At 35.9% G+C, this 23,751-nt stretch carries 21 protein-coding genes; 8 read left to right on the top strand and 13 right to left on the bottom strand.

Translation table 11 applies throughout. The features are described from left to right. Nucleotides 1-96: 96 nt before the first annotated feature. The 9 genes from KORDIASMS9_RS08615 to KORDIASMS9_RS08575 form a co-directional block, all read right to left on the bottom strand. A complete protein-coding gene (locus KORDIASMS9_RS08615; protein ID WP_114902458.1) occupies nucleotides 97-1,374 on the bottom strand; it encodes a serine hydrolase in 1,278 nt (425 codons plus the stop codon). Nucleotides 1,375-1,491: 117 nt separating this feature from the next. Beyond that, nucleotides 1,492-2,250, bottom strand: coding sequence for a LytTR family DNA-binding domain-containing protein (locus KORDIASMS9_RS08610; RefSeq protein WP_162819835.1), 759 nt, complete (start codon nucleotides 2,248-2,250; stop codon nucleotides 1,492-1,494). Between the two features lie 55 nt (nucleotides 2,251-2,305). Next, nucleotides 2,306-3,538: an ATP-dependent Clp protease ATP-binding subunit ClpX gene (clpX, locus tag KORDIASMS9_RS08605; RefSeq protein WP_114902456.1), complete on the bottom strand. Its 1,233-nt coding sequence runs from the start codon at nucleotides 3,536-3,538 to the stop codon at nucleotides 2,306-2,308. A gap of 27 nt (nucleotides 3,539-3,565) precedes the next feature. Beyond that, nucleotides 3,566-4,258: an ATP-dependent Clp endopeptidase proteolytic subunit ClpP gene (gene clpP, locus KORDIASMS9_RS08600; protein WP_114905189.1), complete on the bottom strand. Its 693-nt coding sequence runs from the start codon at nucleotides 4,256-4,258 to the stop codon at nucleotides 3,566-3,568. Between the two features lie 79 nt (nucleotides 4,259-4,337). Then, a complete protein-coding gene (gene tig / locus KORDIASMS9_RS08595) occupies nucleotides 4,338-5,666 on the bottom strand; it encodes a trigger factor (protein WP_114902455.1) in 1,329 nt (442 codons plus the stop codon). Nucleotides 5,667-5,899: 233 nt separating this feature from the next. After that, nucleotides 5,900-7,411, bottom strand: coding sequence for an SGNH/GDSL hydrolase family protein (locus tag KORDIASMS9_RS08590; RefSeq protein ID WP_114905188.1), 1,512 nt, complete (start codon nucleotides 7,409-7,411; stop codon nucleotides 5,900-5,902). 19 nt (nucleotides 7,412-7,430) lie between these two features. Beyond that, nucleotides 7,431-8,684, bottom strand: a complete 1,254-nt coding sequence (locus KORDIASMS9_RS08585; RefSeq protein WP_114902454.1) for an OmpP1/FadL family transporter — start codon at nucleotides 8,682-8,684, stop codon at nucleotides 7,431-7,433. Nucleotides 8,685-8,811: 127 nt separating this feature from the next. Beyond that, on the bottom strand, nucleotides 8,812-9,582 hold the full coding sequence (locus KORDIASMS9_RS08580) for an alpha/beta fold hydrolase (RefSeq protein WP_114902453.1): 771 nt from the start codon (nucleotides 9,580-9,582) through the stop codon (nucleotides 8,812-8,814). Next, nucleotides 9,582-10,298 carry a pyridoxine 5'-phosphate synthase gene (locus KORDIASMS9_RS08575; RefSeq protein WP_114902452.1) on the bottom strand — a complete coding sequence of 239 codons (717 nt, stop codon included), beginning with the start codon at nucleotides 10,296-10,298 and terminating at the stop codon, nucleotides 9,582-9,584. The genes KORDIASMS9_RS08580 and KORDIASMS9_RS08575 overlap by 1 nt, the downstream gene beginning before the upstream one ends. 95 nt (nucleotides 10,299-10,393) lie before the next feature. Between KORDIASMS9_RS08575 and KORDIASMS9_RS08570 the strand changes: the two genes are divergently transcribed. The 7 genes from KORDIASMS9_RS08570 (at nucleotide 10,394) to KORDIASMS9_RS08540 (ending at nucleotide 17,679) form a co-directional block, all read left to right on the top strand. Continuing rightward, nucleotides 10,394-11,050 carry a CBS domain-containing protein gene (locus tag KORDIASMS9_RS08570; RefSeq protein WP_114902451.1) on the top strand — a complete coding sequence of 219 codons (657 nt, stop codon included), beginning with the start codon at nucleotides 10,394-10,396 and terminating at the stop codon, nucleotides 11,048-11,050. A 3-nt stretch (nucleotides 11,051-11,053) separates the two neighbouring features. After that, nucleotides 11,054-11,938, top strand: a complete 885-nt coding sequence (locus tag KORDIASMS9_RS08565) for an NAD kinase (RefSeq protein WP_114902450.1) — start codon at nucleotides 11,054-11,056, stop codon at nucleotides 11,936-11,938. A gap of 99 nt (nucleotides 11,939-12,037) precedes the next feature. Beyond that, entirely contained in the window at nucleotides 12,038-12,724 is a 687-nt protein-coding gene (locus KORDIASMS9_RS08560; protein WP_114902449.1) for a DUF6089 family protein, read from the top strand. A 20-nt stretch (nucleotides 12,725-12,744) separates the two neighbouring features. Continuing rightward, nucleotides 12,745-13,485 carry an isoprenyl transferase gene (locus tag KORDIASMS9_RS08555; RefSeq protein ID WP_114902448.1) on the top strand — a complete coding sequence of 247 codons (741 nt, stop codon included), beginning with the start codon at nucleotides 12,745-12,747 and terminating at the stop codon, nucleotides 13,483-13,485. A 7-nt stretch (nucleotides 13,486-13,492) separates the two neighbouring features. Then, nucleotides 13,493-16,114, top strand: coding sequence for an outer membrane protein assembly factor BamA (bamA, locus tag KORDIASMS9_RS08550; protein ID WP_240321160.1), 2,622 nt, complete (start codon nucleotides 13,493-13,495; stop codon nucleotides 16,112-16,114). Nucleotides 16,115-16,162: 48 nt separating this feature from the next. After that, on the top strand, nucleotides 16,163-17,122 hold the full coding sequence (locus KORDIASMS9_RS08545) for an OmpH family outer membrane protein (protein ID WP_114902446.1): 960 nt from the start codon (nucleotides 16,163-16,165) through the stop codon (nucleotides 17,120-17,122). Between the two features lie 44 nt (nucleotides 17,123-17,166). Further along, nucleotides 17,167-17,679, top strand: coding sequence for an OmpH family outer membrane protein (locus tag KORDIASMS9_RS08540; RefSeq protein ID WP_114902445.1), 513 nt, complete (start codon nucleotides 17,167-17,169; stop codon nucleotides 17,677-17,679). Between the two features lie 59 nt (nucleotides 17,680-17,738). On the opposite strand, the gene KORDIASMS9_RS08535 is transcribed toward KORDIASMS9_RS08540, so the two are convergent. Next, nucleotides 17,739-18,809: a hypothetical protein gene (locus KORDIASMS9_RS08535; protein ID WP_205318044.1), complete on the bottom strand. Its 1,071-nt coding sequence runs from the start codon at nucleotides 18,807-18,809 to the stop codon at nucleotides 17,739-17,741. A 282-nt stretch (nucleotides 18,810-19,091) separates the two neighbouring features. Between KORDIASMS9_RS08535 and murI the strand changes: the two genes are divergently transcribed. Then, complete coding sequence (gene murI, locus KORDIASMS9_RS08530; protein WP_114902443.1) at nucleotides 19,092-19,871, top strand: glutamate racemase; 780 nt, start codon at nucleotides 19,092-19,094, stop codon at nucleotides 19,869-19,871. A 31-nt stretch (nucleotides 19,872-19,902) separates the two neighbouring features. Here the strand turns inward: murI and KORDIASMS9_RS08525 are convergent, their stop codons facing one another. The 3 genes from KORDIASMS9_RS08525 to KORDIASMS9_RS08515 all read right to left on the bottom strand — a co-directional run bounded on the left by KORDIASMS9_RS08525 (nucleotide 19,903) and on the right by KORDIASMS9_RS08515 (nucleotide 23,601). Then, nucleotides 19,903-20,415: a gamma carbonic anhydrase family protein gene (locus KORDIASMS9_RS08525; protein WP_114902442.1), complete on the bottom strand. Its 513-nt coding sequence runs from the start codon at nucleotides 20,413-20,415 to the stop codon at nucleotides 19,903-19,905. Nucleotides 20,416-20,640: 225 nt separating this feature from the next. Further along, nucleotides 20,641-21,372, bottom strand: coding sequence for a LytTR family DNA-binding domain-containing protein (locus tag KORDIASMS9_RS08520; RefSeq protein WP_114902441.1), 732 nt, complete (start codon nucleotides 21,370-21,372; stop codon nucleotides 20,641-20,643). Next, nucleotides 21,373-23,601, bottom strand: coding sequence for a histidine kinase (locus KORDIASMS9_RS08515; protein WP_240321159.1), 2,229 nt, complete (start codon nucleotides 23,599-23,601; stop codon nucleotides 21,373-21,375). It abuts the gene before it with no gap. Nucleotides 23,602-23,751: the final 150 nt, after the last annotated feature.

Raw genomic sequence — 23,751 nt, 5'->3', positions numbered from 1 at the left:
CGCCTTTGGATAGTATCATATGATACTATCATGATAAGTCACAAAACAAAAAAAGTCCTTTTTACAGGACTTTTACTAAATGATTTTGATGGCTGATTAATTTTGTACTACAGCTTTTTGTGCTGATTTTGCTACTGTTTCCTTTTTTGGTAACATTTTTTTGTAACGCCCATTTCCAATGTATGTATAGATTAATTCAGAAAGATAGAAGCGTTTGTTGCGCCATGAATCACCCAAACGCACCACAATGATGTTTTCTGTTGGATTTACATATACATATTGCCCCAAGATGCCTAACGCATTGTAATCGTCTCCTTGAAAATGCACTACATATTTACCGCTTTTGAGTTTTTTTGTCTTTAGAAAGTCTTTATTGTTTGCCATTCCGTAGGCTTTTCCTTCTGCTTCGGTTTCAAAAACATCGTAGTGCGAGTTTGTCCACCATTTGTTTTTGTAATCTGAGTGTGCGTATATTTTTTTTCCACTATCTGTTTTGGCAACCCAAGCCGCTGGAACAATTTGTTTTCCGTTGTATTTTCCACCGTTAAGGTATAATCTTCCCAATTTTGCAAAGTCTTCCGTAGTCGCATTTAAACAGCAGAATGCTTTGACCATTTTGTTACGCTCGCTATCAACCGTCCAAGTTGCATCTGACTGCATTCCGAGTGGTTTCCAAAGTTTTTTTGACAAGTATTCTTCCAAAGGCATTTGCGTCACACGTTCTAATATTACTCCTAAAACTTGTGTATCAATACTTCGGTAGTTAAAACGTCCTGGCGCTTCTTCAATGGTCATTCCGTTGGTAACTTTTGTACGAATGTTGGTACCATAATATAAACGTGCCATTCCTGTAAACGGATTGATGCGTGGATATTCGTCAAATTTGATGCCGCTTTGCATGTTTAGCAAGTGTTTTACCGTGATTTTCGCAAAGTCCTTGTCTTGCTTCAATAATTCTGGTAAGTACGTTGTAATTGGCTCGTTTTCATTTAAAAGTCCTTCTTCTTGCGCGATTCCTACCAGCGCAGATACAAACGACTTTGCTACCGAGAAAGAAGTTAAGAGCGAGTTTTCATTATAGTTATTGAAATATTTCTCATAAATGATCGTATCATTCTTAATTACCATAAACGCATTGGTATTACTTCCTTCCAAACTTTCATCTAAAAAAGAAGCCAATTCCGGATCTGTTTTAGCAGCAAACATAAAAGTATCTGTTCCTTTTTCAACCGCAACATTGGGTTGCCATTCATTATCGGTAACATCTGCTTGACCGTGCACCACAGATCTGTATACCATGGTACAACTTTCGCAATAGAATGCGGTAATTACTATAAATGTGAGGACGAATACTTTGAATATTTTGTGTTTCATAACGAACTATTTTTAGTGTTTGACAGTTCAATATTCTGACATTTTCCCAGTGTTTACAAGTATTTGTGGCGAATGAAACGATTTGAGTGGTGAAAATTTTTCACTTTGGCGAACCGTTTATTCTGCGGGATTAATGAATTTTTCCATCAACGCTTTTTTATAGGTTTTGGAAACAGGGATTTCTCTAATTCCTGGCTTTAAGATTAGAATTGTTTGTGAAGATTCGCGTTTCCATTCTAAGAAATGTGTCGGATTGATTAAGAACGAGCGATGTGTTTTTAGCAAGAAAGGAAATTCTTGTTGCAAGACTGAAATTTTGTTGCGAAAGAGATCGTTTTTGAGTTCACCTTCTAGCAGATAAAAAACATTGACATAGTTATTTGCCGATTCCACATACACAAGCTCTGATTCTTTGAGATGTAAAACTTCTGCTTTGTTTTCTCCTTTGATCACGATAGCGCGTTCTTTTATGGTTGATTCTGGGAGGGTTTTATCACTAAAAAACCATCGTAAAAAGATCATTACAGGAAGTATTAGGAAAACGGTTGGAATGACGTTTTGAAAGAAGAAATATGAAAAAGTATGTGCATACGGATCATTTTCCAGCAGAATAAATTTGAAGAACAGATAGCCAATTCCGCCCGAAATTAGCAGCATGGATAAAATGAATAGTCCTTCTTGCAAAAAAGACCATGTTCCTGCTTGCTTGTAGAGCAAACGTTGAATTGGAATGGTGATGATATACGTTATGATTCCCACGAAAGTGTATCCAAAAACTGCCAAAATGCGTTCTTCTGGCGGCAATTCATACATATCAAAAGGTTCTACGTAATAGAAGAATAGGAATAGCCAAAACCCAATAAAAAATCCAATCAATAATTGTTTTTTTATTGATTGGATATAAAAATTTTGTATTTGCATTATCGTTGTTTTAGGATACTGCTTTCAATTTTTTGATCGCTACTTTCGATAGCTTTTTCTCAGCGTAATTTTTGCTGATTTTTAATTCTTTTTCTTCCGAGCCTGGCAATTCGAACATCGCATCTGTCAAAATAGTTTCACAAAGCGAACGCAATCCACGCGCACCAAGTTTGTATTCTATGGCTTTTTCTACGATGAATTCCAACGCGCCTTCCGTAATGTCAAACTCAATATTATCCATAGAGAATAATTTTTTGTATTGTTTGATGATGGCGTTTTTAGGTTCTGTGAGAATTGCGCGTAATGTATTTGCATCTAGCGGATCCATGTGTGTTAGCACTGGCAAACGACCAATAATTTCAGGAATTAAGCCAAAATCTTTTAAATCTTTTGGAATGATATACTGTAAAATATTGTCTTTGTCGATGATTTCTTCCCCTTTGGAAGCACTATATCCAACCGCTTGCATGTTTAAACGCTTGGTAATGACTCTGCTAATTCCATCAAAAGCGCCACCTGCAATGAATAAGATATTTTCTGTATTCACTTCGATGAATTTTTGATCGGGATGTTTTCTTCCACCTTTTGGCGGAACATTTACAACCGTTCCTTCTAAGAGTTTTAACAACGCTTGCTGTACACCTTCTCCAGAAACATCACGTGTAATGGATGGATTGTCACTTTTGCGGGCAATTTTATCTATTTCATCAATAAATACAATACCGCGCTCTGCTTTTTCCAAGTTGTAATCTGCCGCTTGTAATAAACGTGTTAGGATACTTTCTACATCTTCTCCCACATATCCAGCTTCTGTTAAAACCGTGGCATCTACAATTGCTAATGGCACATTTAACATGCGCGCAATTGTTTTTGCCATTAAGGTTTTTCCAGTTCCAGTTTGCCCAACCATGATGATGTTACTTTTTTGTATTTCGATATCATCATTGGATGCGGGTTGTAATAATCGTTTGTAGTGATTGTACACGGCAACCGACATTACTTTTTTGGTGGCTTCTTGTCCGATGATAAATTCGTCCAAAAAGGCTTTGATTTGTTTTGGTTTGCGAAGTACCAATTCAGACGACAATTCGTCGTTGCTTGACTGTTTTGATTCTTCGAGTACAATTCCGTGGGCTTGCTCAATACATCTATCACAGATATGAGCATCTAAACCAGCAATTAATAAATTGGTTTCTGGTTTTTTTCTACCACAGAATGAACATTCTAATTCTTCTTTCGCCATTATGTTTGTTGTTGACTTGTGTAGCGATTATTCTCTCACAAGTATTTCATCAATCATTCCGTATTCTTTTGCTTTATCAGCTTTCATCCAGTAATCTCTATCGGAATCATCGTATACTTTTTCGTATGATTGTCCTGAATGTTTGGAAATGATTTTGTATAATTCTTCTTTTAGTATTAATATTTCTCTTGCTGTAATTTCAATATCACTGGCTTGACCTTGTGCGCCACCTAATGGTTGGTGAATCATGACACGTGAGTGCGTTAATCCAGAACGTTTCCCAGCTTGTCCTGCACATAGTAAAACCGCGCCCATAGAAGCTGCCATTCCCGTACAGATTGTTGCAACATCTGGTTTGATAAATTGCATCGTATCATAAATTCCTAAACCTGCATATACGCCACCTCCTGGAGAGTTGATGTAGATTTGAATGTCTTTCGTAGAATCGACACTTTCCATGAATAATAATTGCGCTTGTACAATGTTAGCCACTTGATCGTCAATTCCTGTTCCTAAAAAGATGATTCTATCCATCATTAAACGAGAGAAAACGTCCATTTGTGCTACATTTAGCTGGCGTTCTTCAATAATGTACGGTGTCATTCCTACAGGATTTGAAAATGTAGATGGAGACATGCGACTTACAATTTTGTCATAGTACATATTATTGATACCGTGATGTTTAGTCGCGTATTTATGAAATTCTTTTTTATAGTTCATTTCTTGTTTTGGTATTTTTTTGATTAAAAAAGGCGTTAAAATCATTTTTTTAACGCCTTAAATATAAGTATTTTATTTCTTACTCGCTATCTCCGTATACTTCTTTAACGAAGTTTTCGTAAGTAACTTCTTTAGTTTCAAGCTTTGCTTTTTCTTTGAAAAGATCTAATAGTTTCTGACTCAACAATTGATCTGTAAGTCTACGAACTTCTTCTTGGTTTGATAAAATTCTCGCAGCAATGCCTTCTAGCTCTTCATCACTTGGATTCATTTGCCCAAATTGTGCCATTTGCACTCTGATCATTTGCTTTGCGAATTCTTTTAAATCTTCAAATTCCACTTGTACTTCATTGTCTTTTACCAATCGATCTTGGATAAGTTGGTAACGCAATCCTTTTTCAGATTTTGAGTATTCTTCCTCAGCTTGCTCTGGCGTTAATTCTTGCTCACCTGCAGATTGAATCCACTTTTTTAAGAAGTCTGCCGGTAAATCGAATTTTGTATTTTCAATCAAACCTTCTGTAACGTCATTTAATAAACGTTGGTCAGATTGCTGTACAAATTGTCTTTCTGCGTCTTCTTTGATTTTTTGTTTTGCTTCTTCTAGGGAAGAAACATTTCCTTCTCCAAACAACTTGTCAAACAATTCTTGGTTCAATTCTGCCAATTCTCTTGTGTTTGCTTCGTTTATTTTGAAAGAAACTTCGATATCTAAATCGTGTACATCATCATGAGAAACTTTTAAGAAGTTCATTAAATCATGATCATCGTTGAATAATCCTTTTGTTTTTAACGTTACAGTATCACCTACTTTAGTGCCAACAAATTTATTTAGATTTCTTTTTCCTTTAATTTTATCAAGACCAAACGTAACGTTGTTTTCAATTTCTTTTTCTTCATTGGAAAAGATTCCTGTTACTTCAGATTCCTCAGTTACCTCATCTTGGCTGATCAATTTTCCATATTGCTTACGGATGTTTTCAATTTGACCATCGATCATTTTGTCATCTGCTACAATCGTATATTGTGTAATGGCATTTTCTTGAAGATCTACGTTAAATTCTGGTGCTAAACCTAATTCAAATTCAAAAGAAAAAGATTCTGCATCCCAGTCCAACTCTTCTTGCATTCTAGGTAATGGATTTCCAAGAATATCCAATTTTTCTTCTACCAAATACTTGTTTAAGCTTTCTTGTAAAAGTTTGTTTACTTCATCCACTAATACTGCTTTTCCGTACTGCTTTTTCACCAAACCTAAAGGCACATGTCCTTTTCTAAATCCTGGAATGTTTGCAGTTTTCTTATAATCCATTAAGATTTTAGTCACTTTGTCGCTGTAATCTTCTTTTTCAATATTTACAGTCACAACAGCGTTTAGCGTATCTATATTTTCTCTTGTTATATTCATCTTCTTATTTATGATATGAAAATTGGCTTGCAAAAGTACATTATTTTTAAAAGCGAATCAAGTTTTTAAACGATTGTATATCAGTTTATTTTTACTGTAAAGACAGAAATTTTAAAGTATGTAAGTCGCTGTGTAAATTCTATCTTAAAAAAGTTCAAAAAAAAAGCACCGATTCCTCAGTGCTTTTTTGCTATAGTATGTATGATGTGTCTTTTAATTGACCATCAATAATTTTAGTTTGTTGGAACTACCGTTACTCCGGGATAGTATCCTGCAGTGACTCTTGGCACATTTGCTCCGTATTTTTCATTAATTACTTGAATGAATTGATCTGCTACGATAGCATATCCTCTTGAGTTTGGATGCACACCATCTAACGAGAATACTGCGGTAGATAACGCATCACTAGAACCGTCAAAGTAGTTGTTTGTGTAAATTTGTCCATCAGACGTACGCAAACCAGATACTAATTCTTCTAGAATAACTGCCATATCTGCTATTGCTAAATCATTTGCTTGTGCAATTCCTATAATTGTATTGTTGTATGCTGTTCTTGCATTTCTTACCAATTCAATTTCCGTTGCTGTTAACACCCAATTATCTGCTAAAGGCACAGAAACTCCATTTATTAAAAATGGATCGTCGTTTACTTCTGTTCCAATAATTCCAGAAGAAGGTAAAACCATTAAATCATTTACTGTTGCTTGTCTGTAGTTTGGAATTCCGAATCCTGTTAAGTTTGTTAAATCTTCGTCTTCAATAACAACTGCATTTTGTCCTGCTACAAAGTTAATAGTACGTTGCGCAGCTTCATCAGCAGTGATTAAACCGTTTCCAACTGCAAATTGCAATCCGCCATTATACGTTGCATACCCATTATTAGCAAAAGCTGCTGTTGCAGCATCCATAGGAATTGGGTTGTAAGGTACTGTTGTAAAGTAAGGAATAGATGTTACATCTGGTAACGTTGCTACAATTCCTTTAGCGCCATTCACTGTTAAAGCGTCTACTAAACCTTGAAACGTAAATGCAAACACACCTGGATCTGTAATATCATTAAAACCATACGATAATACATTTGGATTTCCTGTTCGATCTACTCCTGTTCCTCCAGAAGTAGCAAAAGCTAAGATGTCGTTGTTTCCAATCCACAATGCAAAGAATGTAGGATCTAAAGAAACGGCATCTCCAATTACTGTTGCATTTGGCGCTGTTGAATGACGTACATAGTATGGATTTGCTGCGCCAATTGCTAAATTATTAATGTCTCCATATCCAGGAGCGCCTAAATGAAATGATTTTGCTCCAGGAACTCCCATATTGTTATATGCCGTAGCTTGTAAGTTAGATACTTCCATCGTTGGCATTACATTCAAATTTTCTGGACCACCTTCACTAGCATCAATGACCAAACGTGTATCAAAACCTGGTAATGGATTTCCTCCGAGTAAAAATCCTCCCGAATCATTTACGTCATCGTCATAAGAAGGTTGTGTAAACGCTCCACCACCTGCAAAAGCAAATTTTTCTGCCATGATGTTTGGAAACGAATTTTGTTGTCCACTTCTAAACACCGTTCCATCCATGAAACCAGCCGTTAATGAGTTTCCAACAGCTACAAACCTTGTAAAGTCTGCTGCACCACTTGAATACGTTCCACTTTCGTCAATTGGATTGTCAAATTCTGGTTCACAGGCAAATAATCCTAACGCTAATACTGCTATATATTTTATATTGTTTTTCATCTTTTTCTGCTCTTTGATATTATAATTTGTACGATACTCCAATTCCTGCTACTAATGCATTCGATTTGTAATCTCCTCCGAATGATATTGGTTGCCCAGCTTCTATGAAACTATTGTATGAATTATTTACTTCATTAGAATGTACATATAATACAGAAGCATCAATTGCCCATTTACTGTTTAGGTTGTATGAAAAACCTGTGGTAAAGTTTACAGAATCTGGTCTTGGCGTTTCTGGCGCAAAGAATCCATCTCTCACTGGCGATTCGTCAATGTAGAAACCTGCTCTTACCGTTACTTTTTGAGTAGCTTCATATTGTGCACCAATTTTATAGATAGATGAGTTTTTGTAGTTTCTTGGGTTACGAGACAATCCTGCTGCGTTGAAAAATTGTACATCTAAAGATTGGTATGCATCCCAGTACGTTCGTGTATAATCAAAAGCAATTAACCATTTTTCTGAGGGTTTAAAAGCTGCTCCAAATGTTAATTCTGCTGGTAATGGTAAGGATGATGTAAAATCTCCATCAGCAAATCCTGCTGCCAAAGCGGTTGGCAAGTTTTCAAAGTCCGCAGTTCCGTCACCTCTTTCCACATCCATATTAATTTTTGAACGGTAATTGAATCCTAAAGTAATGTCTTCCGTTGGGCGAAACATTGCTCCGATAGAATATCCCCAAGCGTTGATTCCTGAAGCATCAATGGTAACATTAGAACGATTTCCAGCTTCATCTGTTAAACTTCTTGATAAGTTTCTGTTGAAGTTTACGGCACCTGTTACATAAATTGGTCCACCACCAATACTTAATTTGTCATTTATTTTGATCGCGACGGTTGGCTGCACAAAAATAGCAGATAACTCAATATTGTTTACCAAATGAGAACCTTCCCAATCAGTTGGCCAATTTACTCTACTTCCATACGGTGTATATATTGCGATTCCGGCAGATAACCAATCGTTAATTTTATACGTTCCATAAGCGTAAAACGGAGTTCCTACAGGATTGTCAGCTTCTGCTGAATATCCAAACTCTCTGTTTTGATAAGTCGTATTTGAAATGACTGCTGCTGCTCCTAGTGATACATTAAGCTTTCCATCCAAGTATACCATTCCTGCTGGGTTGAAAAATGCAGATTCTGCACTTGTTACAACAGCAACTCCTGTATGTCCCATTGCCAATTGCTTATGACCTTGCACTCCGACTCTATATCCTCCAGCATACATTACCGACGCCGAAAACGCGATGGTCAGTACCAATAATAGTTTCTTCATAATAAATAAAAATGTTGATTTAAGGTTAATTTTTTATAAAATCAAAGCACCAAAATTAGTATAAATTATGATAAATACAAGGATTAACCGAATTTATTATGCATTCATAGTAAATTTAAAGTGATTCCTAAGAATTCAAAAAAAGCAAGGATTTTTCTAAAAATTCTTTTGGATTTTCAGCATGCAACCAATGTCCCGCATTTGATATTTCTTGAATGATCGCTTTTGGAAAGTGTTGTTTTATTAACTTTTCATCGCCTGTAAGAATATACTCCGACTTATCACCTTTTAAGAATAACGTTTCTTTATCATAGATGGAAAAACTAGAAAGTGACTCGCCAACTTCTTCTACATTTTCAATTAATGATATCAAATTAATGCGCAAGCCTAATGTTTTGTTTTCTTGCCAGTATAAATTTTTAAGTAAAAATTGACGCGTTCCAAATTCGGGTACATACTTCGTCATGATGGTTTCTGCATCACTTCTACTTGTGAGTGTTTCTTGTTGCAGCGCTGATAAACCTGCTAAAATTTGCTCGTGATGTGTAGGATAGAATTTTGGGCTGATATCTACAATGACAAGCTTTTCCAGCATTTCAGGATAGTTCACCGCAAATAACATGGCTGTTTTTCCACCCATAGAATGTCCAATTAAAGACACCTGTTTCAAATTGTGATGATCGCAATATTTTTTTACATCTTCCGCAAGAAGATCATAATTGAATTCGTCTGAATGAAAACTACGTCCATGATTCCGTTGATCGATTAGATGCGCTTGAAATCCTTCTTTTGCAAACTTTTTGCCAAGCGTTTTCCAATTATCGGACATTCCCAAGAAACCATGCAAAATCAACAAAGGTTTCCCTGCGTCTCCAATGATATTTGAGTGTAAAATCATTACTTTAATTTGTTAAGATACATATTCACCACGTTTTCAATTCCCAAATACAAGGATTCAGCAATCAGCGCGTGTCCAATAGAAACTTCGAGCAATTCGGGAATTTCTTTTGCAAAGAAGGCAATGTTATCTAAACTTAAATCGTGTCCCGCATTGACGCCAATTCCCAATTCGTTGGAACGTACCGCACAATCAATATAAGGCTGAATGGCTTTGGTATTTCCCAAACCGTATTGATGCGTAAATGCTTCCGTGTACAATTCAATACGATCGGTTCCAACTGCTTTGGCTCCCTCAATCATTTTCAATTCAGGATCGACAAAAATAGAAGTGCGAATTCCGTTATTTTTAAATTCTGTAATCACTTCCGTGAGAAAATCCTTGTGTGTAATGGTATCCCAACCAGCATTTGACGTAATAGCATCAACCGCATCTGGCACCAAGGTTACTTGCGTAGGTTTTACTTCCAACACCAAGTCCACAAACTTTTGAATCGGATTTCCTTCAATATTATATTCTGTATATACAATCGGTTTTAAGTCTCGCGCATCTTGGTACCGAATATGACGCTCGTCTGGTCGCGGATGAATGGTGATTCCTTCTGCTCCATATTCTTGTACATCTTTTGCAAATTTCACCAAATTTGGCACATCGCCACCACGAGAGTTTCGCAACGTAGCAATTTTGTTAATGTTTACACTTAATTTTGTGGTCATTCTGTTATATTTTTTCACTGAGTACAAAAATACAAAGTTCGCATGCCAAGAAGTAGTTATTTTTAATTAATTTGCACCCACAAATCTTTTGTTCTATGAATATTGCACAATTTATTTTAAATGACGTTGCACCATTAGCTATTAATGATGCTGTAAAGGAAGCGCAATTGGTTTTTAATCAACTTACATTTTCACACATTCCTATTACTGAAAATGGTGTGTATTTGGGTTGCTTGTCTGAAACAGATGCGCATTGTTTTGAAGCTGACAAGTCCATTAATGAATTTCGCTATGCATTGGAACAGTTTTTTGTGCGCAAGCAAACCAATTGGATTGATGTATTGGAAGCCTTTGCACAGAATTCATCGAACATCATGCCTATTTTAAACGAAAAGAACGATTATATAGGATATTATGAGTTGAATGATATTATTCATGTGTTTAATGATACGCCATTTTTACACGAACTGGGAAGTGTGTTGATTGTTGAAAAAGGTGTGAAAGATTATTCGTTTAGCGAAATATGTCAGATAGTAGAATCGAATAATGGTCGCTTGCTCGGTGCATTTATCTCCAAAGCGGAACAAGACGTTGTGCAAGTAACGATGAAGTTGAACAATGCCAGCCTAAATGATATTGTACAATCTTTTAGAAGATACAGCTACAACATTGTCTCTGAATTTGCAGAAGACACCTATATAAAAAGCTTAAAAGAACGCTCAGAATACTTGAATAAATACTTGAACATTTAGGTCATGAAGATTGGTATTTACGGTCAATTTTACCACAAAGATTCTGGCGAATATGTTTCGCTGTTGTTGGATAATTTACAGCAACATGGTATTGATATATATATTGAAAAACGCTATTATGCCATTGTTTCAGAAAAAATTCAGGTAACAGAAACCTACAAAACGTTTGAAACGTATGAAGATTTAGACGAATCGTTTGATTTATTTTTTAGTATTGGTGGCGATGGAACCATTTTAAGAACCATCACATTGGTGCGCGATTTAAACATTCCTATTATCGGAATCAACACGGGAAGACTCGGTTTTTTAGCGACCATTCAAAAGGAAGACATTAAAAAAGCGGTTGCTAAAATCGTCAAAAAAGAATATACCGTTATAGATCGTAGCGTGTTATCTGTAGAAACTTCCCCAGAAAACGAAGATATTCTACACATGAATTTTGCCTTGAACGAAGTCACGGTTGCACGTAAAGACACAACTTCCATGATTACCGTCAAAACACATTTAAATGACGAATACTTAACATCGTATTGGGCAGACGGATTGATTGTAGCCACGCCAACAGGTTCTACGGGATATTCGTTAAGCTGCGGCGGACCTGTCATTACACCCAATAATAATAACTTTATATTAACACCTATTGCGCCACACAACTTAAACGCACGTCCGTTGGTCATTCCTGATCATACAACGATCCGATTGGAAGTTTCTGGGAGAGAAGACAAGCACCTTATCTCTTTAGATTCACGAATTGCCACCGTAGACATTAATAGTACCATTACCATCAAAAAAGCACCATTTACGGTAAAGCTAATTGAGCTTGAAGGACAAAGTTTTCTTCAAACACTTCGCAAAAAGCTACTTTGGGGCGAAGATAAACGAAATTAAGAGCAATAAAATCCAGCAAATTATGTTTAAAAGCCATAGGCTTATTTTTCAATTGCCTATAACAAAAGAGAATACTATATTTGCAAACTTTTGATACTCATGAGAAGACTCGTTATACTATTGGTAGCTTTTACTTTAAGCCAATCCACAAATGCACAACTCCACGAAATTGGAGGGTATATTGGCTACAGCAATTTTATTGGTGATGTAGGATCTACACAATATATTAACCCAAACCATTTGGCATACGGAGCTATTTATAAGTGGAACCGAAGTGAGCGACATTCGTTTAGAGCGTCTATTACACGCACATTGTTGGAAGGGAAAGATATCAACTCAGACGATCCTTCTAGACAACTAAGAGGATTAGCGTTTACCAATACCATTACAGAATTGTCTGTGGGTATCGAATTTACATTTTGGGAATTTAATTTGCATGAAACCGATCCGCAAAGCGCGCCGTATTTATATACAGGGATTTCATACTTTAGCTATGATTCGCTGTTTTTAGACAATGGTGAGCTCGTTTCTTTTGGTGACGATAATACCTTTGCCATTCCGATGGTATTGGGATACAAAATGACGGTTTCTGACAAATGGGTATTAGGTTTTGAGTTGGGCGCACGCTATACTTTTACCGATGGCATTGACGGAAGCAATCCTGTAAATGACAAAAAAGATTTTGAAAACTTGAAGTTTGGAAATATAAATAGTAACGATTGGTATATGTTTACGGGAATTACCCTCACCTATACTTTTGGAAAAAAACCCTGTTATTGTTACTAGCGTAGCAAGCAAAAATACGAATGAGTTTAGCCGAGAAAATACAGAAAGCGTTTTTGCCACGACATTTAGCCATTATTATGGACGGAAATGGCCGTTGGGCAAAGCAAAAAGGAAAACTCCGTGTATTTGGGCATGAAAACGGAACAAAATCGGTACGAGAAATTGTAGAAGCCAGTGCCGAACTCGGAATTAAAAACTTAACGTTGTATGCGTTTTCTACTGAAAATTGGAATCGCCCAAAATTGGAAGTAGATGCACTCATGCGTTTATTAGTTTCTTCCTTAAAGAAAGAATTAAAAGTTCTACAAAAAAACAACATCAAACTACAAGCTATTGGCTGTTTGGATACACTTCCCAAAAAGGCGAATAGAGAACTCTTTGAAGTCATTGAAAAGACAAAAAACAATACACACATGACATTAACTTTAGCATTAAGTTACGGTTCAAGAGAAGAACTTAAAAATGCTGTTAAAGAAATATGTCAGAAAGTTAAAAATAATATAATTTCTTTGGAATCTATTGACGAATCCATTATTAATCAGCATCTTTACACGCACGATTTACCCGATGTAGATTTACTTATACGTACTAGCGGAGAACACCGTATCAGTAACTTTCTGCTTTGGCAAATTGCCTATGCTGAACTGTACTTTACCAACATATTGTGGCCAGATTTTAGCAAGGAAGATTTATATGAAGCGTTGATTAATTATCAAAATAGAGAACGAAGATTTGGAAAAACAAGCGAACAAATTAATTAGAATTTTAATGCAAAAAAAATACCTAAAATCATTATTGCTATTATTAGTACTGTTTTGCAGTATTGCCTCTTATGCACAAGAAACGTCTTTTGATAAAGGAAAGAAATATAAGATAGGCGGCATTAAAGTTACTGGATTAAAAAGTTATAATGAACAGACTGTAATTACCTATACACAATTACGCGAAGGACAAGAAATTTTAGTCCCAGGAGAAGAAATTAGTGCCGTTATTAAAAAATTGTGGGGATTAGAGCTTTTTAGCGACATCAATTTCTACATAGACCGTATTGAAGGTGATCAAATTTTCCTCGAATTGAACATTCAAGAATTACCTACATTATCCGATATAGAAGTTCGTGGATTAAAGGAAAACAAAGCGGCAACGGTCATTAAAGAAACAGAACTTAAAAAAGGGAAGAAAATCACAGAAAGTTTCTTGGCAAATACCAAAAACTATATCCAAAACAAATACAAGAAGCAAGGATATTACAGTACAAAGGTAGACATTACGACCAAGCAAGATACCACAGACAAAGCTAAAAACAACATGAAAGTGATTGTCAATGTTGATCGTGGTAAAAAAGTGAAAATCAAAAACATCCGCTTCACAGGAAACGAGCAATTCAAAGACAAGAAACTTCGAAAAGCAATGAAAAATACAAAGCAAAAATTTGCCCTACGTATTTTCAAAGCATCCAAGTTTATTCCTGAAGATTATAAAGAAGATTTAAATTCCATCATTGAAAAGTATAAGGAAAATGGCTTCCGTGATGCACGAATTGTCAAAGATTCCATCAGTTGGAATGATGACAACACCTTAAATGTTGATATAGCATTAGAAGAAGGAAACAAATATTATTTTGGTGATATTACTTTCTTAGGAAACACAGTATATACCGACAGACAACTACAAACCTTATTGGGAATTGACAAAGGAGATACGTATAATGGAGTCTTGCTCGAAAAACGTATTGCTGACGAAACCGATCCTGATGCACAAGATTTGACGAATCAGTATCAAAACAACGGATATTTATTTTCGAATATCAACCCAGTTGAGGTTTCTGCGAAAAACGATACGATCAACTTCGAAATTCGTATCATTGAAGGAAAACCTGCATATTTCAACAACATCTCAGTAGTTGGAAACGAAAAAACAAACGATCATGTTATCTATCGTGAAATCAGAACAAAACCAGGAGAATTATACAGTAAAGACAAAATCATTCGTACCATTCGTGAATTAGGTCAGTTAGGGTTCTTTGATGCAGAGCAAATTAAGCCAGAAATTAAAAATCCAGATCCAAACAGCGGTACGGTAGATGTAGAATACAGCTTAGCAGAACGTGGAGGAAGTCAAATAGAACTCCAAGGTGGTTACGGTGGTGGAGGTTTCATTGGAACCTTAGGACTCTCGTTCAACAATTTCTCCATTAGAAACTTATTCAACAAAGAAGCCTACAAACCATTGCCAACAGGTGACGGACAAAAACTAGCCTTACGAGCGCAAGCCAGTCGATTTTTCCAAACCTTTAGTTTCTCTTTTACAGAACCTTGGTTAGGCGGAAAAAAGCCAGTTCAGTTTACCACTTCGTTATCACACACGGTTCAGTTCTTATTCAATCCGCAAACAAACAATGCAGATAGAGATCGACGTTTCTTAATTACGGGACTCTCTGTAGGATTGGCAAAACGTTTGGCAGAACCAGATGATTACTTTGTATTATCACAAGCATTGAGCTTTCAGCATTACGACTTAAAAAATTACAACACTGGATTATTTACCTTTGGAAACGGATTCTCAAACAACCTTTCATATACGGTTGCGTTAACGAGAAATTCATCGGGTCCAAACCCAATTTATCCAATGCAAGGTTCAGAATTTTCCGTGAGTGCAAAACTTTCCTTACCTTACTCGCTGTTTAATGACGTAGACTATGGAAATTTACAAAATCAAGATGAATTTCAGTTAAAGGATGCAAATGGTAATTTCCTAAATGCAAATGCCGGATTACCTGGAGAACCTGTAAATTTAGGTCCAACCTTAGAACCTGGTGAGGTTTCTGTGGTAGACCAAGGAAAAGTTGACCAAGAAAGATTTCAATGGTTAGAATTTTATAAAATTAAATTTAGAGGTGCTTGGTTCCAAAATATTGTTGACAAATTGGTGCTAAGAACACAAGCTGATTTTGGGTTCTTAGGGGCATATAACAACGATCGAGGGATCATTCCTTTTGAAAGATTCTTTGTGGGTGGAGATGGATTAGGAAACTTTGCGTTGGATGGTAGAGAGGTAATTGCATTGCGTGGATATCCAAATCAATCACTTTCTGATCTAGACGGAGGTACTATTTACAATAAATTTTCGTTAGAGTTACGTTATCCGATAACATTAAAGCAAACGGCTTCTATTTATACGCTCGCGTTTTTGGAAGCAGGAGGCTCATTTAATTCGTTTAAAGAGTACAGTCCATTTGAGCTAAACCGCTCGGCTGGTGCAGGATTACGTATATTTATGCCTGCATTCGGATTGTTAGGTATTGACTTTGGATATGGATTTGATCCAATCCCAGGAACAACGCAGCGAAACGGATGGGAAACGCACTTTATTATCGGACAACAATTTTAAGTAATTTTAATTTTGGCACGATATTTTCTATTAACAACACCGACAGACATGAAAACTAAAGTTCTTTTTTTATTAACAATGCTTCTTACACTATCTACCGTAAACGCACAACGCGTAAATGGTGCAAGAGTTGGCTACATTGACATGGAATACATTCTAGAAAACGTAACAGCATATCAAGAAGCAAACACACAACTAGAAGCAAAAGCGCAACGCTGGAAAAACGAAATTCAGAAGAAGCAAAACACCATAGATCAAATGAAAAAAAATCTAAGTGCGGAACGTGTTTTACTCACCAAAGAATTAGTGGACGAGCGTGAAGAAGAAATAGAAATCTTAGAACAAGAATTGCAAACGTATCAACAAGATCGTTTTGGTCCTTTTGGAAGTTTGATGGTACAACGTCAAAACATGGTAAAACCAATTCAAGACCAAGTACTCAATGCCGTTCAAGATATCGCAAAAAAGAAACGTTACGATTTCGTGTTTGACAAATCAGCAGATGTGGTGATGTTGTTCTCGGCAAAAAAGTTTGACATCAGTGATCAGGTGTTACGTGTGATCAACAGAGATGAAAAACGCAAAGGCAGATCAGAAAAGATCAGAAAAAAACAAAGTGAAAGAGAAAAGTTTGAAGATCCAGATACTGCGAAAGAGCCAAATCCTGAAGCAGAAGCTAGAAAAAAAGCAAGAGAAGAAGCGAGAGAAGAAGCTATTGCTGAAAAAGAAGCTGCTGCTGCCAGTAAAAAAGAAGAACGTCAAAAATTATTAGACGAGCGTAAACTGAAACGTGAGCAAGAGCGCGAAGCTAAGAAAAAAGAATACGAAGAAAGACGTAAAAAGTTGATTGAAGCGCGCGAAGCTAAAAAGAAAGCTGCGGAAGAAAAACGTAAAAAACGAGAAGAAGAACGCAAGAAAAAGCAAGAAGAGCGGAAAAAGCAACAAGAAGAAAAAAATAAAGAAAACGAAAACGAAGAAAACGGCAGCGGAGCCGGTGGAGGTAAATAAAAACAATTAATATAAATAACACTTAAAGTAAATAATTGAAAATCATGAAACAAATGAAAAAACTAATTGCGGTTGCAGTACTATTTTTCGGGATGGTAAGTTTTACAAACGCACAAACGAAAGTTGCGCACATTAATACGCAAGAGTTGATTAGTTCTATGCCGGAAATGAAAGAAGCTAAAGACGAGTTTGACAAATTGCAAAAATCATTAGGTGCAGATATTCAAGCGTCAGTGACTGAATATAGAAATAAATTAACGCAGTATACAAATGAAGCACCTAACAAAACGGATGCTGAAAATGACAGCAGAAAGAAAGAATTAGCTGAGTTAGAAACACGTATTCAAGAAGCACAAGCTGCTGCTCAGAAAACTGCTGAACAAAAGTATATTGACTTAACAAAGCCGATTCAAGAAAAAGCATTAGCTGCAATTCAAAAAGTAGCAAAAGAACAAGGTTTTGCGTATGTCTTGGATGCAACTCCAGGTTCAGGCGTATTACTTGCCGATGGAACTGATTTAATGCCAGCCGTTAAAAAAGAATTGAGCATTCAATAAAAAAATACTTTCTAAAAATATTTGAAGAAACCGTCTATTATAGGCGGTTTTTTTTATCCCTAATCATATTCCATTTGCTCCCAAATTCCGTTTGATTTATACAAACGATAGCCAACTCCTGACATCATCAAATTCGGAATCTTATACATAATATCTGTACTTGGCACTACTAATTTGGGACAATGACGAACCTTTAAAGACTTCAAATTATCTAAATAAAATAAACTCTCAATAGAAGTCAAACTATCCGCTTTATCAATAGCTATTTCAGAAACTACATCTGAATTCCTATCAACTGAAATGGTTGTATATGCATAACAATCATACAATTGCACTTTATCAATGTGTTGAAACGTAAAAATCCAAGAAACATCCTTTAAATTATACACTGTGTTTAGAAGTAAATACGCTAAAGAAACTTCTGGAAACGTATCTTCTATAGGCGCAAGTTCAATTTTATATAGTTTTAGAAATTTTAAATTGGTATATTTTTTAAGATGCTTCAAACTTTTAATTTTTGTGGTATGATCGTGCAATGCCCAACTGTTGATTTCTAAATACTGAATCGATTTCGGAAGATACGAAGGTACTTCTGTCAAACTGTATATATTCGCCAAAGTCAAATTCTCTAGTTTAGAAAGTCGCTTCAAATTCTTCAGATAGTTCGCGGTTTCTTTTTTTCGGAATGTGACACCGTGATCAATGATGACTTCCTTTATATTATTCTTCCTGTGAAACTTAGGAAAGTGAATCAAATTTGGCGTTCCGCGAAGCATCAACTTTTCAATCGTACGACAATTTGAAAAAGCATCCATATTTTCTAAATTTTTTGCGCGCATGATATATAAAGAGCGTAAAGAATCAAATTGAAACTTCTTATTTGCAATGGATTTTCTGTTGCTTCTCACAATATTCAAATGTTTCAAGTTCGGAAAATAAAGATCCAGTTTTGATAGATCGGCAGACGTCTCAATATGAAGTGATTCTGTATGGGTAAAATCTTTAAATTCAATCGGAATTTCTGGCAACGCAATAGCAATACGAATACTTTTTTGATTTTTCAGCGTTGCGATACGCGATACATCTGTCGTATTATCAATAACTTTAATGTATCCAATACCAGAATTCAAATTTGTATAACGAGGTATTCCTGGCTGTGCATGTAGTACAAACACAAGAAAAAAACATCCAAACAACAAAAAGTAACGCTGACTCATAGTGTATATTTTGCTTGCAAAATATGTTTTTTACGACCTTAAAAAAACAACCAATGAGTAAACACTACGTTTCGTTGAGGTTATCATCATAGCAAGTCGTATCTTTTATAGGATTTTTTTATTTTTTTCCAAAAATTACGATTCGCCTTGCAAATCGTATAGAACAACGCTATTTTTTTACTTATTTTTACATTTATGAATACTTCCCCAATAGGTATATTTGATTCTGGAGTTGGCGGCACTTCCATTTGGCGCGAAATTCACAAACTTCTTCCACACGAAAACACCATCTATTTAGCGGATAGTAAAAATGCGCCATACGGCCCAAAAGGAAAAGAAAAAATTATAGAACTTAGCCGTAAGAATACGGAATTGCTACTACAAAAAGGCTGTAAATTGATCGTCGTAGCTTGCAATACCGCAACTACAAATGCCATTCGCCATTTACGCAAAAACTATACTGTTCCTTTTATTGGGATTGAACCCGCCATTAAACCCGCTGCTTTACAGACGAAATCCAAGACGATTGGCATCTTGGCAACCAAAGGAACCTTATCTAGCGAATTATTCCATAGAACGTCCGATTTATATACTAACGGCGTCAACATTATTGAACAAGTCGGTGAAGGTTTGGTACCATTAATTGAAAATGGAAAGATAGATTCGCCAGCAATGGACAAACTCTTAGAATTATATGTAAAACCCATGATTGCTGCCAATGTTGATTATTTAGTGTTGGGTTGTAGTCACTATCCTTATTTAATTCCGAAGTTACAAAAACTACTTCCTACACACGTAAAAATCATTGATTCTGGAGCGGCTGTAGCGCGACAAACACAAGCCATTTTAACACAAAATAACTTATCTGCCCAAGAAACAAATCGCGGAAATTGTATTTTTTACAGCAATAGAAACCCCAAAGTTTTAAGTGATATCATACAAGAAGAATTTACCGTAGAAGCCTTGGATTTTTAGTTTGAAAATATGTAGTACTAAAAAAGAATCTTCACTCCTTAAACCAACTCGAATACTTCACATAATTATCTGCAATCCGATTGATTTCTCCTGAAATAAGTTCGTTGCTGATATCTTTTACTTTTTTCGCGGGAACTCCTGCATAAATACTTCCCGATTCCACATGCGTATTTTTTGTCACAACGGCACCAGCAGCAATAATGCTGTTACTTTCTATTACACAATCGTCCATGACAATACTTCCCATACCGATTAAAACGTTGTCGTGAATGGTACAACCGTGCACGATGGCGTTGTGTCCGATAGACACATTATTTCCAATCGTTGTCGGTGATTTTTGATACGTTGCATGAATGACAGCGCCATCTTGCACATTTACTTTATTACCTATTTTGATAAAATGTACATCGCCACGAATGACTGCATTGAACCAAACGCTGCATTGATTTCCCATCGTAACTTCGCCAACAATGGTAGCGTTTTCAGCAATAAAACAATCGTTTCCAATTTGCGGATGTTTTCCGTTTACAGGTTTGATGATCATGAGTTTTGGGTTTAAGTCGCTTTGCTCCTTTGTTGTTGTTTGTTGTTTGAAAATATTATTTCATTTAAAATTTAGCATTCAATATTTATAATTTAATATTCGTTATTTGGAAATGCTTTTAACCTATGAATTCGTCTTTGCGAAAGTTTTGAAAAAACTTGTAACAATCTGTTTCTCGTTTAACAGATTACTTCACTTTCGTTCGTAATGACAGAAATCAAAGAATCACTTAAAATACGACAATAAATTCGCTTTTTTTGTAGAAGAAACTAAGACTTCTTTTCCGTTGCTTAATACGACGCTTCCGCCCTTTCCTTTTCGGTATTTTACAACTTCATTGACGTTGACTAAATACGATTTATGCACTCTGGCAAACGGATATTCACGTAACGCTTCTTCGAAATATTTTAGCGTTTTACTCACCACAATTCTGGAATCGTTGATGTAAATTTCCGTGTAATTATCATCTGCTTTGCAATACACAATTTCCGAAACATTCAATACTTCAAAACCGTCTTGTTGCGGAATCGTTATTTTTCCGTTGATCGTTTCAATCGTAGTTGCCAACACGTTTTCTTCCAAGCGTTCTTCCTTGCTTTTGATGGAAATGACATGATCTACCGCTTTGATAAGTTCATCAATCGAAATGGGTTTGAGCAAATAATACGACGCGTGACTGTTCAACGCTTCAATGGCATAATGATCGTACGCCGTAACAAAAATGGTTTCAAACGAACGATCGCCTACTTTTTCTAGCAAATCAAACGCATTTCCAAATGGCATTTCTACATCTAAAAACACCAAATCCAAGTCGTTATTTCGAATTAAAATCAACGCATCTTCAATGTTAGAAGCTTCTCCGATAACATTGACATTGGGACAATATTTAGCAACATATTTTTTTAGAATTTCTCTGCTAATTTCTTCGTCTTCAACAATAATGGTTTGTAATTGCATTTAGTCTTTTTTAAGCGTTAGTATTACTTTGGTTCCTTGTCCATCTTCAAAAACATCAGTGAGAGAAACGTCTACTTTGTCTTTATACATATCGTTCAAAATGGCAATTCGTTTTTTAATATTCCCCATGCCTTTTGATTTTTGACGCAATTGATTTTTCGTCTTTAATTCCATAGAGCGCTTGCGACCGATTCCGTCATCTTCTATCACAATTTCCAGCATTTCATTCGCTTTTGGCGTAATGGAAATTTTCAACAACCCTTTTTCTTCTTTGTAACGTAATCCGTGCCAAATAGCATTTTCAATATAGGGTTGCAACAACATTGGTGGAATTTGAAATTCAGAAACTTTCACCTGTTCATCTACGTTGATTTCATACTCAAATTTATCTTGAAAACGCAAATGTTCGAGTCGCACATACAATTCTAACAATTCTAATTCTTTGGATAATGGAATAAAATCTTCATCCGAATTTTCCAAAACGGCGCGCATTAAGGTTGAAAACTCCGAAAGATAACGATTCGCATTACGTTCGTCGTTTAAGGCGATATAATTATTTACCGAATTCAACGCATTGAAGATAAAGTGCGGATTCATCTGTGTTCTGAGCGATTTTAACGCCAATAAGTTATTTGCGAGTTTCTGCTGTTTGCTATTTCGGTATAATAGGTAAATGGTGATGATCAACAAGGTCATTCCAAAAATCAGAGAGTAAATCGTGTATTTTTGAGTGGTATTGCTTTGTTCTACCAATTCTTGCTCTCGTAAGTAACTTTCTATACGCGTGCGTTCTAACTTCCGATCGGCTTCCAAACTCATAATGCGCGTTTGCTTTTCTTGAATGTTTTTTCGCAAACGACTCGCTTGTGAAATTTCCTGTTCATTGCGCAATGTCAGTTCGTTGACCAACTCCACATATTCTTGAAATGTTTTTCGAGCTTCGTCAAATTCACCCAATGACTCTAGCGTTTCCGACAATTTTCGAGTCGCATCTTTGGCAACAATTAAATCTTCTTTCTTATTCGCTTCCGAAATACTTTTCTCCAAATATGGCAATGCTTCATCATACTTTTGTTGTTGCACAAACGCATTTCCGATTTTATAATTAATTCGTTGTGAAGTAATGACTATGGAATCTTTTACAGGATCTTTGGCAACTTGCGTGTCTTCTCCAGATTTTTCTAAGTCTTCTAAATTCTTTTTCCGAAGCTTAATTTCCTTATCATATAAATTATTTGAATTGTAAAAATTAGCCACACGATCTTGCTCTACAATGGCACGTTTTAGGTTTTGTTCTTGCGCCAGATTTAGCGAATTGGTAAAATAGCCTTCGGCAACATTCGTATTGCCACTTGCAGCATAATTATCCGCTATTTTGGAATTTAAATCTGTAATTTTTGGGGTAATGAGATCTGTTTTGGCAATCTCCAAACCTTTGTTGTAATTTTCGAGAGCTAGTGTATATTGTTCCAAGGCTTTATACGCATCTCCCAAACCTTCATACGCTGTTATTTGTTGATATCTTGATACATTATTGCGCAAAATTCTATTAAACGACTTAATAGCTTCCGCATACTCTTTGTTCAATAATTGGGTTTTTCCAAGTGAGATCCACAAACGTGTTGTACTAAATGTATTGAGCGCAATTTGATAATTGCTAATCGCTAAATCATATTGTTTCCAATACACATACACGTCGCCCAACACTTCATACGAGTCTGACAATTGCTTTTCATCATTGGCATCGTATAAATTTTCAAGGGCTCTTTCTATATATTGAATACTTTTTTCAATGTCTTTCTTTTTGTAGATCAATGCAGAATCGAGCATAATTTTATGTTCTGCAAGATTCGATTCACGTTTTTTAGCGCGCCCAGAAGAAACGTCTTGTTCTTCTTCGCCATAACCATCTACTAAAACTACAATAGCTTCATCGCTCGTAACGGAATGAAATTCTTTTCCAAAACTTGGGTGTTCAATCACTAATTGATCGCCAATACGCGTCTTAATCGTAAAACGCCCAAAGGCATTTGTTTGCACTATTGGTCCACCAACAACACGTACCGTAGCATCTGCCACAGGTTCTCGATTGTCTTTTCCTCTAATTTCGCCTCGAACCATAAAAAAAGCAAATGCTTCTTTTTGCTTAGCAGGAGTGTTCTGAGCAACAATATGCTGCATCGAAATCAAGCAAAAAAACAATACTAATATTCGAAGTTTACTTTTCATCTTTTTCATTAAGAATGATAAACTTACGCACTTTCATTGATATACTAAAATGTACACTTCTCTAAAACCCTATTTTCCACCTTTTTTAAGTGGTTTTTTAATGATTTCTCTCATAGAAAGAATTCGTTTACTCACTCAACCTTCCCGTTG

This window comes from Kordia sp. SMS9, assembly GCF_003352465.1.
GTDB lineage: Bacteria > Bacteroidota > Bacteroidia > Flavobacteriales > Flavobacteriaceae > Kordia.
This window is presented reverse-complemented; position numbering and strand designations above follow the sequence as displayed.

Bases quoted from the DNA above. Each gene is read 5' to 3' on its own strand.
- KORDIASMS9_RS08615 (WP_114902458.1), bottom strand. From the start codon at position 1,374: ATGAAACACAAAATATTCAAAGTATTCGTCCTCACATTTATAGTAATT.
- bamA (WP_240321160.1), top strand. From the start codon at position 13,493: ATGCAAAAAAAATACCTAAAATCATTATTGCTATTATTAGTACTGTTT.
- clpX (WP_114902456.1), bottom strand. From the start codon at position 3,538: ATGGCGAAAGAAGAATTAGAATGTTCATTCTGTGGTAGAAAAAAACCA.
- KORDIASMS9_RS08555 (WP_114902448.1), top strand. From the start codon at position 12,745: ATGAGTTTAGCCGAGAAAATACAGAAAGCGTTTTTGCCACGACATTTA.
- KORDIASMS9_RS08585 (WP_114902454.1), bottom strand. From the start codon at position 8,684: ATGAAGAAACTATTATTGGTACTGACCATCGCGTTTTCGGCGTCGGTA.
- KORDIASMS9_RS08575 (WP_114902452.1), bottom strand. From the start codon at position 10,298: ATGACCACAAAATTAAGTGTAAACATTAACAAAATTGCTACGTTGCGA.
- murI (WP_114902443.1), top strand. From the start codon at position 19,092: ATGAATACTTCCCCAATAGGTATATTTGATTCTGGAGTTGGCGGCACT.
- KORDIASMS9_RS08545 (WP_114902446.1), top strand. From the start codon at position 16,163: ATGAAAACTAAAGTTCTTTTTTTATTAACAATGCTTCTTACACTATCT.
- clpP (WP_114905189.1), bottom strand. From the start codon at position 4,258: ATGAACTATAAAAAAGAATTTCATAAATACGCGACTAAACATCACGGT.
- KORDIASMS9_RS08520 (WP_114902441.1), bottom strand. From the start codon at position 21,372: ATGCAATTACAAACCATTATTGTTGAAGACGAAGAAATTAGCAGAGAA.
- KORDIASMS9_RS08565 (WP_114902450.1), top strand. From the start codon at position 11,054: ATGAAGATTGGTATTTACGGTCAATTTTACCACAAAGATTCTGGCGAA.
- KORDIASMS9_RS08515 (WP_240321159.1), bottom strand. From the start codon at position 23,601: ATGAAAAGTAAACTTCGAATATTAGTATTGTTTTTTTGCTTGATTTCG.
- KORDIASMS9_RS08590 (WP_114905188.1), bottom strand. From the start codon at position 7,411: ATGAAAAACAATATAAAATATATAGCAGTATTAGCGTTAGGATTATTT.
- KORDIASMS9_RS08570 (WP_114902451.1), top strand. From the start codon at position 10,394: ATGAATATTGCACAATTTATTTTAAATGACGTTGCACCATTAGCTATT.
- tig (WP_114902455.1), bottom strand. From the start codon at position 5,666: ATGAATATAACAAGAGAAAATATAGATACGCTAAACGCTGTTGTGACT.
- KORDIASMS9_RS08580 (WP_114902453.1), bottom strand. From the start codon at position 9,582: ATGATTTTACACTCAAATATCATTGGAGACGCAGGGAAACCTTTGTTG.
- KORDIASMS9_RS08525 (WP_114902442.1), bottom strand. From the start codon at position 20,415: ATGATCATCAAACCTGTAAACGGAAAACATCCGCAAATTGGAAACGAT.
- KORDIASMS9_RS08560 (WP_114902449.1), top strand. From the start codon at position 12,038: ATGAGAAGACTCGTTATACTATTGGTAGCTTTTACTTTAAGCCAATCC.
- KORDIASMS9_RS08540 (WP_114902445.1), top strand. From the start codon at position 17,167: ATGAAACAAATGAAAAAACTAATTGCGGTTGCAGTACTATTTTTCGGG.